Source organism: Microbacterium sp. GQ128, from assembly GCF_059758615.1.
In genome coordinates this window covers 279538-296644 of record NZ_JCAXDY010000003.1, presented here as the reverse complement: position 1 = coordinate 296644, position 17107 = coordinate 279538, and the positions used below count along the sequence as shown (strand labels likewise).

Genomic DNA, 17107 nt, shown 5'->3' with positions numbered 1-17107 from the left:
TCGGTGGTGAGGGTCAGCGCATCGCCGCGAGCGCGGGGACGATGTTCTCGTTCCACACGTCGATGCCGAGCTTCGCGATCAGGGCGACCACGACCACGAGGAACACGACGCGGATGAAGGTCGTGCCGCGCGAGATGGCCATCCGCGAGCCCAGGTAGCTGCCTGCGACGTTCGCCACCGCGAGGATGCCGCCCAGCAACCACAGCACCGCCCCGTGCGGGATGAACAGCATCAGGGCACCGGCGTTGGTGGCGAGGTTCACGATCTTCGCCTTGGCGCTCGCCTGCAGGAAGTCGTAGCCGAGCAGCGCGACCAGCGTGATGACGAGGAAGGTCCCCGTGCCCGGGCCGATCATCCCGTCGTAGAAGCCGATGCCGAGCCCGGCCGCTCCCGCCATGATGTGGTGCTTGTGCCCGTGGAAGCGCAGCTTCGTCGCCGCGCCCATCTGCGGCCGGAACGCGGTGAACAGGGCGACGACCAGCAGGGCGATCACGATGATGGGTTTGAACGCGGCGGGCGGCAGCACCGTCGCGACGGCGGCGCCCCCGAACGATCCGATGAAGGCGATCGCCGCCATCGGCAGCGCCGTGCGGATGTCCGGTTTCGCGCGGCGGTAGTAGGTGACGCTGCTGGTCGCGGTGCCGAAGACGGAGGCGAGCTTGTTCGTCGCGAGGGCCTGCACCGGTGAGATGCCCGGGATCAGCAGCAGCGCCGGCAGCTGCAGCAGGCCTCCCCCGCCCACGACAGCGTCGATCCATCCGGCGCAGAACGCGGCGATGACGACGAGGAGGAGCATTCCCCACGTGAGGTGCTCCAGTCCGAGCACGGCGCCGATATCCACCCGGCCATGATTCCAGAGAGTCGGACCGACCGGCATCCGCCCCGCCCGCTGGCAGACTGGTCGCATGCTCGACGCCCTCCCGCTGCCCCACTCGTTCGAATCGCGCATCGGCACGGCGGTGCTCCGGCGAGCGACGGTCGACGACGCGGATGCCGTGATCGGCCTACTCGCGGACGACCCGATCAGCGCGGCGCGCGGCGATGTGGCATCCGACGAGGACCGCCCCGTCTACGCGCAGGCGCTCACCGAGATCCTGGCCGAGCCCTCGAACGACCTGCTCGTCGTCGAACTCGACGGGGCGGTCGTCGGCACGCTGCAGCTCACCTCGATCCCCGGGATGTCCCGCCGTGGTGCGCGGCGCCTTCTGGTCGAGGCCGTCCGAGTCCACAGCAGTCTGCGCTCGTCGGGCATCGGTTCGGCGGTGATGCGCTGGGTGGGTGAGGCGGCAGCCCCCGCGGTCGGAGCCGCGATGGTGCAGCTCACCTCGGATGCCGCCCGCACCGATGCGCACCGTTTCTACGAGCGCCTCGGCTACGTGGGCTCGCACCGCGGCTTCAAGTACAACGTGCCCTCAGCCTGACACCGCCCCGTTCGCGCGGCCAATCGCAGCATCCGCGGCCCGATCCTCGGATTCCGGCCGAGCGAAGCGCAGAAAGCCGAGTGAACTGCGCGCCGTACTACCCCCGTCCCGCCACCGCCGCGTCATTCCCCGTTCACCCGACCCGGGACGGTCGGCAACCTGCGCCTCATAGTGTCCTCTCGCAACCCGAAACCGGCTCACAGCGCCGGACACCGAGAGGACACTCATGGCTCGCTTCACCCGCCGCGCGCGCATCGGCGCCGGCATCGCCCTGGCCACCACGGCCGCACTCGCGCTGACCTCCTGCGCGTCCGCAACCGATGCGCCCGCTTCGAGCAGCGAGACGGTCGATGCCGCTGCCGCCACTTCCGTCGAGGACTTCGGCACGTTCGCCGACCTCGAGGCCGCCGCCAAGGAGGAGGGTTCGCTCAACGTCATCGCGCTTCCTCGCGACTGGGCGAACTACGGCGAGATCCTCGACCTGTTCGCCGAGAAGTACCCGGAGATCACGATCAACGAGGCCTCGCCCGATGTCTCCAGCGCCGAGGAGATCCAGGCCGCCGAGACCAACAAGGGCCTCGACACCGCTCCCGACGTGTTCGACCTCGGTCTGACCGTCGCGCTGCAGAGCACCGACACCTTCGCTCCCTACAAGGTGCAGACGTGGGACGAGATCCCGGACGAGCTCAAGGAGCCGACCGGCCTCTTCGTCGGCGACTACGGCGGGTACATGTCGATCGGCTACGACTCGTCGAAGTTCGAGGCGCCGACCGAGCTCGCCGACCTGCTGTCCGCCGACTACAGGGGAGCCGTCGCGATCAACGGCGACCCGACCCAGGCCGGCGCCGCGTTCGCCGCCGTCGGTCTCGCGACCGTGCAGTCCGACGGCACGCTCGACGACTTCCAGCCCGGCATCGACTTCTTCGCCGACATGCAGAAGGCCGGCAACCTGCTCAAGGTCGACGTCACCACGGCGACCATCACGAGTGGAGAGACCCCGGTCGTCTTCGACTGGGACTACCTGAACGCTTCGCACACCGCCGACAACGAGGACTGGAAGGTCGTCGTGCTCGACGGCACCGGGTACGCCGGCTACTACAACCAGGCCATCAACGTCGACGCCCCGCACCCGGCGGCGGCTCGCCTGTGGCAGGAGTTCCTCTACAGCGACGAGGTGCAGAACCTCTGGCTGAAGGGTGGAGCGCGCCCCGTGCGCATGGAGGCGATGACCGAGGCCGGCACGATCGATGCCGACCTCGCGAGCGCACTGCCCGAGGCACCCGAGGAGACCGTCGTCCCGACGGAGGAGCAGTCGACGAACGCCGGCACGCTGCTCGGTGAGAAGTGGGCCGCGGCGGTCCAGTGACCACCCTCACGGCAACGGGAGCGGATGCCGCGGCATCCGCTCCCCCCTCCCCCGCCGGGCCCTCGCCGCATGCGAGGGCCCGGCGGTCCGCTCCGACTCTCGCCTGGCTCGGGCTCGTCCCGTTCGCGGCCTACATCGTCCTGTTCCTCGCCGTCCCGACCATCCTCGCGATCGGCTCGGGGTTCTTCACGAAGGACGGCTCGTTCACGTGGGCGAACATGTCGGCCCTCGCCGACCCCGTCGTATTGAACACGTTCGCGAACTCGGCCGGACTCTCGCTGCTCACCGCCGTGGTGGGCGCCCTGGCCGGAGCGCTCGTCTGCTACGCGCTGCTCGGCATGGACCCCGAAGGGCGAACGCGCTCCGCCGTGGATGCCGCGGCCGGAGTGCTGGCCCAGTTCGGCGGCGTCATGCTGGCGTTCGCGTTCATCGCGACCATCGGCATCCAGGGCGTCGTCACGGTCTTCCTGAAGGATTCCTTCGGGGTCGACATCTTCGAGAACGGCACCTGGCTCTATGAGCTGCCCGGGCTGATCCTCCCGTACATCTACTTCCAGATCCCGCTCATGGTCATCACGTTCATGCCCGCCCTCGCCGCGCTCAAGCCGCAGTGGGCCGAGGCCAACCTCACGCTCGGCGGCACCCGCGCAAGCTTCTGGCTGCGGATCGGCATCCCCGTGCTCGCTCCCTCGTTCCTCGCGAGCTTGCTGCTGCTCTTCGCGAACGCGTTCTCGTCGTACGCCACTGCCGCCGCCCTCGCCAGTCAGGGCGCGCAGATCGTGCCGCTGCAGATCCGCACGGCGCTCACCAGCGAGACGGTGCTCGGGCGGGAGAACCTCGCCGGCGCCCTCGCGCTCGGCATGATCGTCATCGTCGGCATCGTGATGGCACTGTACTCCCTGGTGCAGCGACGCGCGGCGAGGTGGCAGTCGTGAACCGGCTCGGCCCCTCCCTCGCGACGCGGTGGGTCATCGGCATCCTGATCGGCGCGTTCTTCGCCGTGCCCCTGGTGTCCACTTTCCTCTTCACGCTCCGCGATCCCGAAGGCGGGCTGTCGTTCGTCCGCTGGAGCGCGCTGTTCGACCCCGCGGCAGCGGCGACCCTCAAGCCGATCTGGACGGGCCTCGGCAACTCCCTGATCCTCGCGGTCGTCACGGTCGCCATCGTGCTGCTGCTGCTCGCGCCGACCATGATCCTGGTCAACCTCCGTTTCCCGAAGCTCAAGCCCGTGTTCGAGTTCGCGGTGCTGCTGCCGATCTCGATCCCCGCCATCGTGCTCGTGGTCGGTCTCGCCCCGATCTACCTGCAGATCGGCCGCGCCTTCGGAACCGGCACCTGGACGCTCGCCTTCGCCTACGGCATCACCGTGCTGCCGTTCGCGTTCCGGTCCATCCAGGCATCGATCGATGCGGCCGACCTGCGCACCCTCTCCGAGGCGGCGCGATCGCTCGGTGCGAGCTGGCCGACGGTCGTGCTGAAGGTGCTCGCCCCGAACCTTCGTCAGGGCCTGCTCGCCGCATCCCTCATCTCCATCGCCGTGGTGCTCGGGGAATTCACGATCGCCTCGCTCCTGAACCGCCAGGTCTTCCAGACCGCCATGGTGGTCGTGAACAAGCAGGACCCCTACGCGCCGGCGATCTTCACCCTGCTGGCACTGGTGTTCGTCTTCCTCCTGCTCCTCGTCATCGGCCGCGTCGCCCGCGGCACCGGAAAGGCCCGCTCATGACCCTCGACCACGCGCTGCCGCGCACCAAGGACAATCTGCTGCTCGCCCAGGCGGGCGAGGGCACCCGCGTCGAGCTTCAGGGGATCGTCAAGAGCTACGCCGGCACGCGTGTGCTGCACGGGGTGGACCTCGACATCGCGCCCGGCGAGTTCGTCTCGCTTCTCGGCCCCTCGGGATGCGGCAAGACGACGCTGCTCCGGGTGCTCGCCGGACTCGAGGGCGCGGACGCCGGTGCCGTGCTCCTGGGCGGTGGCGACGTGTCGCGAGTGCCCACGAACAAGCGGGACATCGGAATGGTCTTCCAGTCGTACTCGCTGTTCCCGCACCTGCGGGTCGCGGAGAACACCGCCTTCGGCCTGCGCCGGCGTGGGATCGGCAAGGCGGAGGCTTCGCGCCGAGCCGTCGATGCGCTCGCTCTCGTCGGTCTCGCCGACTTCGCCGACCGCTTCCCGCACCAGCTCTCCGGCGGACAGCAGCAGCGGGTCGCACTCGCGCGGGCGCTGGTCACCGAGCCCAAGGTGCTCCTGCTCGACGAGCCGCTGTCGGCGCTGGATGCGAAGGTGCGCGTGCAGCTGCGCGATGAGATCCGCCGCATCCAGCTGCGCCTCGGCATCACGACCGTCTTCGTCACCCACGACCAGGAGGAGGCGCTGGCCGTCTCCGACCGGATCGCGGTGATGAACGCGGGGCGGATCGAGCAGATCGGTTCTCCGGAGCAGCTGTACACGACCCCGTCCACAGCGGGGGTCGCGGCCTTCGTAGGTCTTTCCAGCGTCGTCTCGGGTGTCGCCGAGGGCGACCACGTGCTGGTGTGGGGTCAGCGACTTCCGCTGCAGTCCCCGGCGGATGGCCCGGTCGACGTGTATCTGCGACCCGAGAACGTCTACTTCGCTTCCGCAGCCGACGCCGCCACCGAGGCCCTGGTCGAGGAGAGCACCTTCCTCGGCAGCATGCGGCGCACGCTGGTCCGCACCGAGTCCGGCGAGCTGGTCCGGGTGCAGCACGCCCCCGGCATCCATCCGTCGTTCGGCGAGCGCGTGCGTATCGCCGTCGCCCCGGAGCCCGTCGCCGTGCACCCACGCGGGTGAGCCTGCTCTTCCCTCCGATATACCGGGACCACTAGCGTGAGCCGCGAGGGCGGACTCCCCCCATCGAAGAGAAGAGAAAGGACGCCTCATGGCAGGCACGTTCGAGCTGTACACCGACAAGTCCGGCGAGTACCGGTTCCGTCTGAAGGCCGGCAACGGCGAGGTCATCGCGACGGGTGAGGGCTACTCGTCGAAGGCTGCGGCCCTGAACGGCATCGATTCCGTCCGCCGGAACGCCGCCGACGCCGAGGTCGTCGAGACCGACTAGCTCGACACCCCCACTTCACGCCGAGACCCCCTGCTGCAGACATCTGCAACAGGGGGTCTCAGCGTGAAGGCGGGGTCTCGGCGGACCGTGCCGCCGCACCCTCAGAGCACGCGGGAGAGGAAGTCCTGCGTCCGCGGATGCTGCGGGTTCGCGAGCACCTCGCGGGGGTCTCCCTCTTCGACGATGTGCCCGCCGTCCATGAAGATCAGGCGCGAGCCGACCTCCCGGGCGAAGCCCATCTCGTGCGTGACCACGAGCATCGTCATGCCCTCGTCGGCCAGCGACCGCATCACCTGCAGCACCTCGCCGACCAGTTCGGGGTCGAGTGCCGACGTCGGCTCATCGAACAGCATCATGTCGGGGTTCATGCACAGCGCACGGGCGATCGCGACGCGCTGCTGCTGTCCGCCGGAAAGGTGTCCGGGGTAGGCGTCCGCCTTCTCGGACAGCCCCACGCGCTCGAGCATGGCGCGTGCGATCAGCTCGGCTTCCTTCTTCGACCGCTTCTTCACCCGCTGCTGCGCGACCGTGAGGTTGCCGAGCACATCCAGATGCGGGAACAGGTTGAAGCTCTGGAACACCATGCCGATGCGGGTGCGCACCGCGTCGATGTCGACGTCGGGGTCGGTGATGTCGATCCCCTCGATCAGCACCCGACCGGCGGTCGGCTCCTCGAGCAGGTTCACCGAGCGCAGCAGGGTCGACTTGCCGGAGCCCGAGGGTCCGATGACGCAGACGACCTCGCCCTTGGTGACCGTGAGGTCGATGCCCTTGAGCACCTCGTTGTCGCCGAACGACTTCACGAGCCCCTGCACGTCGATCGCGGGGGCGTGCACATCGATCTTCTCGGTGATCATCGCTGCCTCGACATCCGTCGCTCCAGCCACGCGCTGAAGCGCGTGAGCGGAATCGTCACGATCAGGTACAGGACCGCCGCCATGATGAGCGGGGTCGCATTCGCGTTCTGGGTGCTCGCATCGCGGGCGAAGTTCGTGAGCTCCTTCGACCAGATGAAGGACCCGGCGATGAACAGCAGCGACGTGTCCTTCAAAAGCAGCACGAACTCGTTGGTCAGGGGCGGGATGATGATCCGGAACCCCTGCGGCACGATGATCCAGAAGGTCGTCTTCAGGGGCGACATGCCCAACGATCGCGCGGCCTCCGTCTGCCCCTTCGGGACTGCCTGGATGCCGGCGCGGATCGTCTCGGCCATGTACGCCGAGGCGACGAGGACCAGACCGATCAGTCCGAGCACGACCGGTCCGCCGAGCTTCGTTCCGGGAACGCCCACCGCGATCGGCAGGATGAAGGCGATGCCGAAGATCGTGAGGATCGCGGGGAGCCCGCGGAACAGCTCGATCCACACCGTCGCGATCCATCGGAACGGCGCGATGACCGACAGCTTCATCAGGGCGAGCAGCACCCCGAGGAGCAAGCCCCCCGCGAACGCCACCGCCGTGAACCACAGCGTGTTCACGAGGGCGGTCGTGATGATCCCGGGGAACATCTTCGCCGCGACCTCAGGGTTGAAGAACAGCGGTCCGATCTTCGCCCAGTCGGTGGTCAGGATCGCCCAGACGGCGATCGCGAGCAGCACCGCATACACGGAATACCGATACAGCTTGGCCTTGGTCGTGCGCCTCAACGCCATCGTCGAGGTCCTCCCGCTCTACCGACTCCGCCGGTCACTTGGCCGCGAGGTACTCGTCGTAGATCTCCTGGTACGTGCCGTCGTCCTGGAGCTCCTTGAGTGCCTTGTTGATGGCCTCGCGGAGTTCGTCCTTCTCACCCTTGGCGAAGGCGAACCCGTAGGACTCGTCGGTCGGGTACGTCTCGACGATCTTGTAGTCGGAGTTCTCCTGCTCGTGGACGTAGTTGACGGGCTGGTCCTGGAGGATGGCGTCGATCTGACCGGCCTGCATCGCCGGCCACAGCTCACCGTCGCCGCCGTACTGCACCAGCTGGGCGCCCTTGGCGTTCTCGGTCGCGTAGGACTCGCCGGTGGTGCCCTGCTGCACGCCGACGTTCTTGCCGTCGAGGTCGTCGATCGACTCGATGCCCGAGTCGGTGCGGACCAGCAGCGACTGCAGCGAGTCGACGTACGGGTCGGAGAAGTCGATGTTCGCCTTGCGCTCCTCGGTGATCGTCATCGCGGAGGCGCCGATGTCGCACTGGCCCGAAACGAGGATCGCGCCCGACTGCAGCGGGTCGAAGGCCACGTCCTGGACGGAGATCTTGAGGTCGAGCTTCTCGGCGATCGCTGTGAGCAGGTCGATGTCGAAGCCCGAGTAGCCGGACTCGGAGCTCGTGTCCTCGATCTCGAAGGGCGGGTAGGGCACGTCGGAGCACACGGAGAGCGTGCCCGCCTCCGCCAGGCCGTACTCGTCGCCGGCGGCGGGAGCGTCGCTGCTGCCCGCATCGGACGAACCGGTCGCGCAGCCGGCGAGCGCGAGAGTGGCGGTCGCCATGAGGGCGAGACCGGCGATGAGGTTACGACGAGTCATGTCGGCTCCTGAAGGACGAGGGCGGGGTATGCCCACGGACGGGTAGGAGAACATCTAAACATGCGGCTCGTCGCGTGACCAATGACATGGGGCAGCGGACGTATCACGTTTGGGTTGCAAGTGCACGGCGCCCAAGCCGTGAAATCGAGTGCCGCAGGGGATGCGACGCCGTCTCAGAGCTCGAAGTCGACCGCGACGCGGGAAGCGACCACCGAGCGGATGTAGCCGGCGACTTCCTCATGCGCAGGGTGCACCTGGTACGCATCGATGTCGGTCACCGAGGCGAAGTCGGCCACGAGAGTGACGTCCCAGTTCGTCTCCGGGTAGGCCGCGTTGGCGCCGGCCGAGATCGACAGCAGCTGCGGCACGACGCCATCCAGGGCGTTGAGGCGACGAGCGACCTCGGCCGCCTGCTCTGCCCGCAGGGCGGCGTCTTCGGCCGCGAGCTTCCACGTCACGACATGGCGGATGGTCACAGGGACTCCTTCGTCTCGATCTGCGCCTCGCCGCGAACCGCGGCCTCCAGCGCCTCGCGCAGCCGGTCGGGCGACACCCGCCAGTGCGCGTGCAGGTCGCCGTCGATCAGGACGACGGGGATCTTCTCCCACCACAGTTCGTACAGCGCGGGGTCATCCTGGATGGACGCCTCGACGATCTCGATCTGCTCCGCCGCGGCGTCGGGCAGCTCGGCGACGACAGCGTCGATCACGTCGAAGGCCACCTCGCACAGGTGGCAGTCGGGCTTGCGGATCAGCGTCAGCGTGGTCACGCCGACGGCACCTCGACAGCGCGCCCCTGGGAGATCCACTCCCCCGTGCCGCCCTCGACGTTGGTGGCATCGAAGCCGCGCAACTCCAGCGCCTCGACGACCCGAGCCGAGCGACCGCCGGCCTGGCAGATCACGTCGAACGATTCCGCCGGCAACTCGTCGAGCCGGTTGCCGATCTCGGACATGGGGATGTTGACGGCGCCCGGCACGTGACCCGCGGCGAACTCGTCCACCTCCCGCACATCGATGAGCGGGACACCCGACCGCTCGGCGAGTTCGGTGACGGTGATCGACTTCATGGCTTCCTCTCGGCGGTACGGAGCTGCGGGCAGAGACACAAAGCGCCCGTCCGAAGACAGGCGCTCGTGTCTGGTCGCTTACTTCTTGTTGCGACGCTGGTGGCGAGTCTTGCGAAGCAGCTTGCGGTGCTTCTTCTTCGCCATGCGCTTGCGGCGCTTCTTGATGACAGAACCCACGGAAACCTCACTAAGTCAGTGGCTGGGTGTCGCCGAAATCGGACACCCGGGTACGGGCACGGAAAATGCCTCGGGTCAGTCTAGCAAATCCGACGGGCTCCGCCGTCCGGCCTCACTCCGGAACCTCGTCCGTCACCAGGAACCGCCACACGAGGGCGTGCCCGAGGGCGACGAGCCCGATGAGCAGGAGCGCTTCGACCTGGATCCCGGTGAGTCCGAGCGGGGCGACGAGGTGCGGCGCTACTCCGATCACGGCGACCGCCGCGTACACCACCACGGTGCCGGCCTGGATCCAGCGCACCGACCTCGGCGTCCCGTCTTTCCCGGCCTGCGCGACCAGGCGAATCATGGAGACGCCGCCCACGATCGCGACGACGACGAAGGACAGACGCCACAGGATCGGCGTCTCGGCGCCGCCGACCTGCGCGAAGAGCCCCATCAGGGCGGGCAGCAAGAAGGAGAGGTAGATGCCGCCGATGGTCCGGCGCATCGCGGGATTCGCGGTCCAGTCACGGCGAGCGCGGACGACGTTCCACCAGAGTCCCGTGAGCGTGAAGCACGTGGTGGAGAAGAGAGCGTAGAACGTGCTGACGTCCACGGCGGCTTCTCCCGGGATTCAACCGACGTCGGCGATGGGCCGCTGCAGCGCGTCGGCCACGGCGGATTCGGGCACGCGATAGCTGCGGCCGAAGCGAACGGCCGGCAGCTCCCCGGCGTGGACCAGCCGATAGACGGTCATCTTCGACACGCGCATCAGCTCGGCGACCTCGGCCACCGTGAGGAATCGGACATCTGGAACCTCGGGCATCCCACGTACCCCTTTCTCGATGTGCACACTCTATGGGGTAGCTGGGACGCATGTAAACCCGTGTGGCTCTTGTGATCAGCGGGAAGAGCGCACGGTCGCGAACGCGCGGACGGGGAACGTACCGAACCCGCGCACCGCGGGCGGTGCCGCCGTGAAGTGAGCGCCCCGAGCCGGAAGAGCATCCAGGCCGGTCAGATGCTCCACCACGTGCACTCCGGCCGCCAGCAGGATGCTGTGCGCCGGGCGCTCCCCTCCACTCTCGGTGTCGTCGATATTCAGAGAGTCGATGCCGACGAGACGCACCCCGGCGTCGGCCAGGAAGCGAGCGGCGTCCTCCGCCAGGTACGGCGCGCCGTGGGCATACTCGGGCGCGCCGAAGTGTCGGTCCCACCCCGTGTCGAGCAGGACAGCAGACCCGCGAAGATCGCGGTCGGCGAGGGTGGCCGCGCGGATGCCGCGCTGCTCCGGCGTCCATGCATCGCGGAGGTGGAACACTTCGGCGGGCAGCCCGACGAGGGTCCGCAGGTCCAGCGAGGCGAGGTCGCCACCCTCGGCGTATCGGTGGAAAGGCGAGTCGAGATACGTGCCGGTATTGCCGATCATCGTGATGACGTCCATCGCGAACTCGGTTCCCGGCGCGTACTTCGTGCGGGAGTCCTGGCGAGTGAGGAACGGGGTGATCGTCGGCGCGGGGAGCCCGGGGTACGTCACCAGACCCGCCTCGATGGGATGGCTCAGGTCGATCACCGCGTCCTCCACCGAATCGCGGACCGCCTGCACGCCTCGACTGCCCCGGTGGGGTTCTTCGACGATCCGGAGACCGTGAAGATCGACGGTGCTCACAAGCGCCAAGCCGAGATGCCGGATGAGGAGCGCGCCGATCTCCTCGGACGTCATGTCCGGATGCGGGAGGTCGAGACGGAATCCGTCGCCGGTGATGCCGCCCCCGTTTGCGAAGGCGATCGTGAAGTCGAAGTGCGCTCTGTATTCGGCCGTCATGTCCTCATCATGGCGAAGACTGCCGACGCCGCGGGAGGATCAGACCGACTTCTTGGCCTTGGCCAATCGCTCCCGCGCATCGCGAAGCGCCTGCCGCTCGATCTTGTGAGCCGTACGCAGAGCCTTCTCCGCGTCACGCACAGCCTTCTGCGCGTCCTTGAGCCGGCGATCACCGGCGAGCTCCGCGGGATCGAGATCGACCCACTCGGCCGCCGCGGACCGTGGCTCGGCGCGATCGAGTCCGGCGATGTAGGCGGCCACGCCGTCGAGTGTCCGCTCGACCCCGAAGCGGAACGGATCGGCCGCGGAGAGGAACACGCCTTCATCGATCGCGCGCCGCAGAGCCGGGAATTCCTCCGACGTGATCACCCGGTCGAAGAGTGCCGCCTCCCGAGCCGAGACCTCGTCCGGTGTGAGTCCGCTGCCGCGGGCCTGTTCCGTGTAGCCGGCCTGCACGATCCCGCACCAGCGGGCGTGCCCCGTCATCGCGAGCGCGACGGCCAGCCGCTCCTCTGCCGTCAGCGGCGTCTCTTCCAGGGCCGTGAGCCCCGCATCGATCCATGCGGAACTGTTCGGCGTGATCGGTGAGCCGGTGATCGGCAGCGACAGCATCCAGGGGTGACGGAGGTAGAGCAGGATCTGCGCCTCGTACAGCGCCAGCAGTCGCCCGCGCCATCCGTCGACCTCGAGGTGACTCTCGGGAGGAAGACCCGTCGCCTCCTCCTGCATGAGCAGCAGCAGGTCGTCCTTCGCGGTCACGTAGCGGTAGAGCGACATCGGCGTGAAGCCGAGTTTCGCCGCCACCGCTGCCATGGACACGGCGCCGATTCCCTCGGCATCCGCCAGTTCGACGGCCGCGTCGACGATCTTCTCGACGCTCATCTCCCGCTTGGGTCCGCGCTGCGGATTCGCGGCGACGCCCCAGGCGAGCGCGATCCCCCGTGGCAGCTCCGGCGGCTCGGTCTCAGTCATGCGATCATCCTACTTCTGTTTATTTAATAAACAGTGTGTTATCGTCATACACAGTTGCGTTGCCCATATACAGTTTTCTCCATACACAGAAAGGGATCACCTGATGGATACAGCCATCGAGGTACGAGGCCTGCACAAGGCATTCGCCAAGAAGACCGTCGTCGACGGCTTGGATTTCACCGTCGGACGCGGGGAGGTCTTCGCCCTGCTCGGACCCAACGGTGCCGGCAAGACGACCACGATCAACATCCTCACCACCCTCACCGCCGCCGACGCCGGCACCACGACCGTCGCCGGGTGGGACGTGCGCACGCACGCGCTCGAGGTGCAGCGCCGCATCAGCCTCACCGGTCAGGCGGCCGCCGTCGACGACGCGCTGACGGCGACGGAGAACGTGGTGATGTTCGCGCGCCTCGCCGGACTCGGCCGCGCCGCGGCCAAGCGTCGCGCCGCCGACCTGATCGCCCAGTTCGACCTGACCGATGCCGCCACTCGCACCGTGCGCACGTTCTCCGGGGGAATGCGCCGCCGCCTCGACCTCGCCCTGAGTTTCGTCGTGACACCCGAAGTGCTGTTCCTGGACGAACCGACCACGGGCCTCGACACCCGCAGCCGCCGCGATCTGTGGGACATCATCCGGATGCTCGCCGCTTCCGGCACCACGGTGTTCCTGACGACGCAGTACCTGGAGGAGGCCGATCAGCTCGCCGACCGGATCGCGGTGCTGCACGACGGTCGCATCGCGGCGCTCGGCACACCGGCGGAGCTGAAGGCGCGCATCGGCGGGGACACGGTCGAGCTCCATGACGACCACGGGGTGCTCCACCGCGAGATCCCCACCGACGGCACGGTCGCCGACCTGCGGCGAGCGCTCGACCTGCTCGACGAGGAGGGCGCCGACGGCGTCGTCACGCTGCGCCGCCCCACCCTCGACGACGTCTTCCTCGCCGTCACCTCCCCTGCCTCCGCCCCTCGCCCCGTGAAGGAGCACGCATGAACATCACCCTGGCCGCGCCTCGAGCGACGGCATCCGCCCCCTCCGCTCCCACTCCCCGTCCGCGACTGCGCGGTTTCACCGCCGAGGCCGTCTTCGTCGGACGGAGCCTGCGTCATTCCGTCCGCGACGGTGAATCGCTGCTGATGGCGATCATGCTGCCCGTGATGCTCATGCTCATGTTCACGTGGGTCTTCGGCGGCGCCATCGACCCGTCGGGCGCCTACGTCGACTACGTTGTGCCGGGCATCATCCTGACCTGCGCCGGCTTCGGAGCATCGTCCACCGCCGTGTATGTCGCGAACGACATGCGCACCGGCATCATCGACCGCATCCGCACCATGCCGCTGAGAGCGGGCGCCGTGCTGACCGGGCACGTCGTCGCCAGTGTGCTGCGGAACCTGATCGCCACCGCGATCGTGATCGGCGTCGGCGTACTGGTCGGGTTCCGGCCGACCGCGAACCTCGGGGAGTGGATCGCGCTGGCGGGCCTCATCACCCTGTACATCCTCGCGATCACGTACCTGTTCGCAGCCATCGGTCTCGCCGCAGGAAGCCCGGAGGGCGCGAACGGATACGGTTTCGTGCTGCTGTTCCTGCCCTATCTCTCCAGCGCGTTCGTGCCCGTCGCGAGCATGCCGGAGTGGCTCCAGCCGATCGCGGCGAACCAGCCGATCACTCCCATCGTCGAGACGATCCGATCCCTGCTGATGGATACGCCGCTGCAGAGCGAGGCATGGTGGGCGATCGGATGGTGCCTGGTCATCCTGCTGATCGCGGTGACGTGGGGCGCGTGGCTCTTCCGCCGCAAGGCGGGCCGCCGGTGATTGCCTTCCGCCACGGCTCGGATCCCAGCTGAGCCATAGGCGCTCCGTGCCGTTCGCTCAGACGAGACTGCAATGGTCGGTACAGGACTCGCACCGACCCCGCCGAGTCCACGCGGGTCTGGGGACCTGCGGATCGCCCCTGACGACTTGCCCCCCGGTCGTCAGGGGCGAGGCGTTCCCCCGGGACTCATTCCGGTCAGGGCGAGGGGTCAGGCTCCGAGGCGCTTGAGTGCGTTGGCGACGACATGCTTCGCGGAAGCCGCGGCGCGACCGACGACCTCGGCGGCGTGCGCGGCACTGTCCGGCACGGGGTAGTCGATGTCGGGAGCTTCGTCGCCGTATGCGTCGACGAGGAACGGCACCAGCCAGTCGTCGACGACCTCGAGCGGCTCGACCGCGAGACTGTAGAAACGACGCTGGCCGTCTTCGCGCACGGAGACCAGCTCGGCGTCGCGCAGCACCTTCAGATGCTTCGACACGGTGGGCTGGCTGATGCCGAGATCGGCGACGATCTGGCTGACGCTGGTGCCCGTCTCCCCTTCGGTCGTACGTCGCAGCAGGAGCTGGAGGATGTCTCGCCTCGTACCGTCTGCGATCACGTCGAAGATGTCCGTCATGTGATCAGGGTAGTCGGCTCCGGCACGGAGTACCATGACGAAGGCTCGGCGACTGGCGCCGTGTGTCCGCGGTGTGCGGACGAGAGAGAATCACGAGGGGGCAGCGATGTCGGGCATCGTTTCGGCGTCGTCCCCACGACAGGCCCTCAGAGGTGCCGCCGGACGGGTGAAGCACCTCGTCACGTCGTCGCCGTCCCGCTTCGCGATCGTCGTGTTCGCGCTGCTGATCCTGGTCTTCACGGTGCTGCTGTCACTGCCGATCGCGTCCGCGAGCGGCACCGTCACACCGCTGAGTGATGCGCTCTTCACGGCCGTCTCGACCATCTGCGTCACCGGCCTCGCCACAGTCGACATGGCCAACCACTGGTCACCGTTCGGCCACGTCCTGATCTTCCTCGGGGTGAACATCGGCGCGCTCGGCGTCCTCACGCTCGCGTCTCTCATGGGCATGCTGATCTCGAAGCGGCTCGGACTGCGGGCCAAGCTGTTGGCGGCGGGCGACACCAACCCCCTCCGCGCACACGGCGGCGTGGTCAACGAGAGCCAGACCGTGCGGCTCGGCGAGGTCGGCCAGCTGCTGACCACGGTCGCGGTGTCAGCTCTCATCATCGAAGCATCGTTGGCGGCGCTGCTCTACCCGGCGCTCGTGATGGCGAAGGTCGACCCCATCGCCGCGCTGTGGGAGGCCCCCTACTTCGCGGCGATGGCGTTCACGAACACCGGATTCGCCCCGAACGACGGCGGCGTGGCGGTCTTCGCGGACGACTATCTGGTGCTGTTCCTCCTCATGGTGGGTGTCTTCCTCGGCAGCATCGGCTTCCCCGTGATCTACACCCTCGCCAAGCACGTCTGGCACGTGAAGCGGTGGTCGCTGCACAGCAAGTTGACGCTCGTCACCACCGTGCTGCTGTTCGTGCTCGGGGCCGCGGCGTTCCTCATCCTCGAGTACGACAACCCGAAGACCTTCGGGTCGATGGATGCGGCCGATACGACGTTCCAGGCGTTCTTCCTCTCCGCCATGACCAGGTCCGGTGGCTTCAACGTCATCGAGATGGACGACCTGAACGGCTCGTCCCTGCTCGCCGCCAGCATGCTCATGTTCGTCGGCGGCGGCTCCGCATCGACCGCCGGCGGCATCAAGGTCACCACTCTCGCCGTGCTCGCGATCGCCGTCTGGTCCGAGGCCAAGGGCCGCCAGTCGGTCGAGGCCTTCGGCCGGCGCATCCCCAGCGACGTGCAGCGCGTGGCGCTCAGCGTCGTCGCCTGGGGAGCGACGATCGTCGCCCTGTCCACCATCGTGATCGCACAGATCACGAAGGCCGACATCAGTCACGTGCTCTTCGACGTGATCTCGGCGTTCGCGACCGTCGGCCTGTCGACGGGTCTCACCGCCGAACTGCCGGACTCCGGCTCCTACGTGCTGGCCGCGACCATCTTCATGGGCCGCGTTGGTACAGTGACACTCGCCGCGGCGGTCGCCGCGACATCGCGAACGCAGTACTACTCACTGCCCGTGGAAAGGCCGATCGTTGGTTGAAGTCCTCCGGGGCGACGCTCCCGTCCTCGTCATCGGTCTCGGTCGGTTCGGCGCCGCGTGCGCCGGAGAGCTCGACCGCCTCGACCGCGAGGTGCTCGCGATCGACGACAACCTCGAGCTCGTGCAGAAGTGGTCCGACCGGGTCACCCACACGGTGCAGGCCGACGCGAAGAACATCGACGCCCTCCGCCAGATCGGCGCCCAGGACTTCCAGGTCGCCGTCGTCGCCGTCGGCTCGTCGATCGAGGCGTCCGTGCTGATCACCGCGAACCTCGTCGACCTGAAGGTGCCGCAGATCTGGGCCAAGGCCGTCTCGCAGTCGCACGGCAAGATCCTCGCTCGCGTCGGCGCGAACCACGTCATCTACCCGGAGCGCGAGGCCGGTGAGCGCGTGGCGCACCTCGTGAGCGGGCGGATGCTCGACTTCATCCGCTTCGACGACGACTTCGTCCTGGCCAAGATGTACCCGCCGAAGTTCATCCGCGGCGTCGGCCTGAACGAGTCCGGCGTGCGCTCGAAGTACAAGGTCACGGTCGTGGGTGTGAAGAGCCCCGGCAAGCCGTTCCGCTACGCCGAGGCGAACACCATCGTCACGAACCACGACCTCATCATCGTCTCGGGCACCAACAGCGACATCGAGCGCTTCGCCGGCCTCGACCGCTGACGCCCGGATACATCCGATAGCTCGACTCCCCCTCGCGGCGGATGCCCCGTCATGCGTCCCCGTGATGGGAT

At 68.0% G+C, this 17107-nt stretch carries 23 protein-coding genes; 10 read left to right on the top strand and 13 right to left on the bottom strand.

Going from position 1 to position 17107, the window contains the following annotated elements; translation table 11 throughout:
* Window positions 1-13: 13 nt before the first annotated feature.
* A complete protein-coding gene (locus AC6CHX_RS11650) occupies window positions 14-796 on the bottom strand; it encodes a sulfite exporter TauE/SafE family protein (RefSeq protein WP_498273206.1) in 783 nt (260 codons plus the stop codon).
* A 109-nt stretch (window positions 797-905) separates the two neighbouring features.
* Between AC6CHX_RS11650 and AC6CHX_RS11645 the strand changes: the two genes are divergently transcribed.
* The 6 genes from AC6CHX_RS11645 to AC6CHX_RS11620 all read left to right on the top strand — a co-directional run bounded on the left by AC6CHX_RS11645 (window position 906) and on the right by AC6CHX_RS11620 (window position 5869).
* A complete protein-coding gene (locus AC6CHX_RS11645; protein ID WP_498272948.1) occupies window positions 906-1421 on the top strand; it encodes a GNAT family N-acetyltransferase in 516 nt (171 codons plus the stop codon).
* Window positions 1422-1647: 226 nt separating this feature from the next.
* Complete coding sequence (locus tag AC6CHX_RS11640; protein WP_498272947.1) at window positions 1648-2787, top strand: ABC transporter substrate-binding protein; 1140 nt, start codon at window positions 1648-1650, stop codon at window positions 2785-2787.
* Window positions 2784-3722 carry an ABC transporter permease gene (locus AC6CHX_RS11635; protein WP_498272946.1) on the top strand — a complete coding sequence of 313 codons (939 nt, stop codon included), beginning with the start codon at window positions 2784-2786 and terminating at the stop codon, window positions 3720-3722. Before AC6CHX_RS11640 ends, AC6CHX_RS11635 begins: the two co-directional genes overlap by 4 nt.
* A complete protein-coding gene (locus AC6CHX_RS11630) occupies window positions 3719-4513 on the top strand; it encodes an ABC transporter permease (RefSeq protein WP_498272945.1) in 795 nt (264 codons plus the stop codon). The genes AC6CHX_RS11635 and AC6CHX_RS11630 overlap by 4 nt, the downstream gene beginning before the upstream one ends.
* Complete coding sequence (locus AC6CHX_RS11625) at window positions 4510-5601, top strand: ABC transporter ATP-binding protein (protein WP_136042959.1); 1092 nt, start codon at window positions 4510-4512, stop codon at window positions 5599-5601. Before AC6CHX_RS11630 ends, AC6CHX_RS11625 begins: the two co-directional genes overlap by 4 nt.
* Window positions 5602-5689: 88 nt before the next feature.
* A complete protein-coding gene (locus AC6CHX_RS11620) occupies window positions 5690-5869 on the top strand; it encodes a YegP family protein (protein WP_136042960.1) in 180 nt (59 codons plus the stop codon).
* 101 nt (window positions 5870-5970) lie between these two features.
* On the opposite strand, the gene AC6CHX_RS11615 is transcribed toward AC6CHX_RS11620, so the two are convergent.
* The 11 genes from AC6CHX_RS11615 to AC6CHX_RS11565 all read right to left on the bottom strand — a co-directional run bounded on the left by AC6CHX_RS11615 (window position 5971) and on the right by AC6CHX_RS11565 (window position 12397).
* On the bottom strand, window positions 5971-6726 hold the full coding sequence (locus AC6CHX_RS11615; RefSeq protein WP_498272944.1) for an amino acid ABC transporter ATP-binding protein: 756 nt from the start codon (window positions 6724-6726) through the stop codon (window positions 5971-5973).
* A complete protein-coding gene (locus AC6CHX_RS11610; protein WP_498272943.1) occupies window positions 6723-7520 on the bottom strand; it encodes an amino acid ABC transporter permease in 798 nt (265 codons plus the stop codon). Before AC6CHX_RS11610 ends, AC6CHX_RS11615 begins: the two co-directional genes overlap by 4 nt.
* Before the next feature lie 34 nt (window positions 7521-7554).
* Window positions 7555-8373, bottom strand: a complete 819-nt coding sequence (locus AC6CHX_RS11605) for a basic amino acid ABC transporter substrate-binding protein (protein WP_136042963.1) — start codon at window positions 8371-8373, stop codon at window positions 7555-7557.
* 173 nt (window positions 8374-8546) lie between these two features.
* Window positions 8547-8849 carry a Dabb family protein gene (locus tag AC6CHX_RS11600; RefSeq protein WP_498272942.1) on the bottom strand — a complete coding sequence of 101 codons (303 nt, stop codon included), beginning with the start codon at window positions 8847-8849 and terminating at the stop codon, window positions 8547-8549.
* The gene (locus AC6CHX_RS11595) at window positions 8846-9142 is read right to left on the bottom strand and encodes a glutaredoxin family protein (protein WP_498272941.1); all 297 of its coding nucleotides are present in this window, start codon (window positions 9140-9142) and stop codon (window positions 8846-8848) included. Before AC6CHX_RS11595 ends, AC6CHX_RS11600 begins: the two co-directional genes overlap by 4 nt.
* On the bottom strand, window positions 9139-9441 hold the full coding sequence (locus AC6CHX_RS11590) for a rhodanese-like domain-containing protein (protein ID WP_498272940.1): 303 nt from the start codon (window positions 9439-9441) through the stop codon (window positions 9139-9141). Before AC6CHX_RS11590 ends, AC6CHX_RS11595 begins: the two co-directional genes overlap by 4 nt.
* Window positions 9442-9519: 78 nt before the next feature.
* The gene (locus AC6CHX_RS11585) at window positions 9520-9618 is read right to left on the bottom strand and encodes a 30S ribosomal protein bS22 (RefSeq protein ID WP_003792170.1); all 99 of its coding nucleotides are present in this window, start codon (window positions 9616-9618) and stop codon (window positions 9520-9522) included.
* 112 nt (window positions 9619-9730) lie between these two features.
* The gene (locus AC6CHX_RS11580) at window positions 9731-10216 is read right to left on the bottom strand and encodes a hypothetical protein (protein WP_498272939.1); all 486 of its coding nucleotides are present in this window, start codon (window positions 10214-10216) and stop codon (window positions 9731-9733) included.
* A gap of 18 nt (window positions 10217-10234) precedes the next feature.
* Window positions 10235-10426, bottom strand: coding sequence for a helix-turn-helix domain-containing protein (locus AC6CHX_RS11575; protein ID WP_017204627.1), 192 nt, complete (start codon window positions 10424-10426; stop codon window positions 10235-10237).
* A gap of 75 nt (window positions 10427-10501) precedes the next feature.
* Window positions 10502-11425, bottom strand: coding sequence for a cyclase family protein (locus AC6CHX_RS11570; protein WP_498272938.1), 924 nt, complete (start codon window positions 11423-11425; stop codon window positions 10502-10504).
* Window positions 11426-11464: 39 nt separating this feature from the next.
* Window positions 11465-12397, bottom strand: coding sequence for a TetR/AcrR family transcriptional regulator (locus AC6CHX_RS11565; protein WP_452327007.1), 933 nt, complete (start codon window positions 12395-12397; stop codon window positions 11465-11467).
* A gap of 103 nt (window positions 12398-12500) precedes the next feature.
* Between AC6CHX_RS11565 and AC6CHX_RS11560 the strand changes: the two genes are divergently transcribed.
* Both AC6CHX_RS11560 and AC6CHX_RS11555 read left to right on the top strand, forming a co-directional pair.
* Window positions 12501-13394 carry an ATP-binding cassette domain-containing protein gene (locus tag AC6CHX_RS11560; RefSeq protein WP_498272937.1) on the top strand — a complete coding sequence of 298 codons (894 nt, stop codon included), beginning with the start codon at window positions 12501-12503 and terminating at the stop codon, window positions 13392-13394.
* Window positions 13391-14218: an ABC transporter permease gene (locus AC6CHX_RS11555; protein WP_498272936.1), complete on the top strand. Its 828-nt coding sequence runs from the start codon at window positions 13391-13393 to the stop codon at window positions 14216-14218. The genes AC6CHX_RS11560 and AC6CHX_RS11555 overlap by 4 nt, the downstream gene beginning before the upstream one ends.
* A gap of 209 nt (window positions 14219-14427) precedes the next feature.
* On the opposite strand, the gene AC6CHX_RS11550 is transcribed toward AC6CHX_RS11555, so the two are convergent.
* Window positions 14428-14835, bottom strand: coding sequence for an ArsR/SmtB family transcription factor (locus AC6CHX_RS11550; RefSeq protein ID WP_136042971.1), 408 nt, complete (start codon window positions 14833-14835; stop codon window positions 14428-14430).
* A gap of 106 nt (window positions 14836-14941) precedes the next feature.
* Between AC6CHX_RS11550 and AC6CHX_RS11545 the strand changes: the two genes are divergently transcribed.
* Together AC6CHX_RS11545 and AC6CHX_RS11540 are read left to right on the top strand one after the other, a co-directional pair.
* Window positions 14942-16372, top strand: coding sequence for a TrkH family potassium uptake protein (locus tag AC6CHX_RS11545; RefSeq protein ID WP_136042972.1), 1431 nt, complete (start codon window positions 14942-14944; stop codon window positions 16370-16372).
* Complete coding sequence (locus AC6CHX_RS11540) at window positions 16365-17036, top strand: potassium channel family protein (RefSeq protein WP_021198064.1); 672 nt, start codon at window positions 16365-16367, stop codon at window positions 17034-17036. Before AC6CHX_RS11545 ends, AC6CHX_RS11540 begins: the two co-directional genes overlap by 8 nt.
* Window positions 17037-17107: the final 71 nt, after the last annotated feature.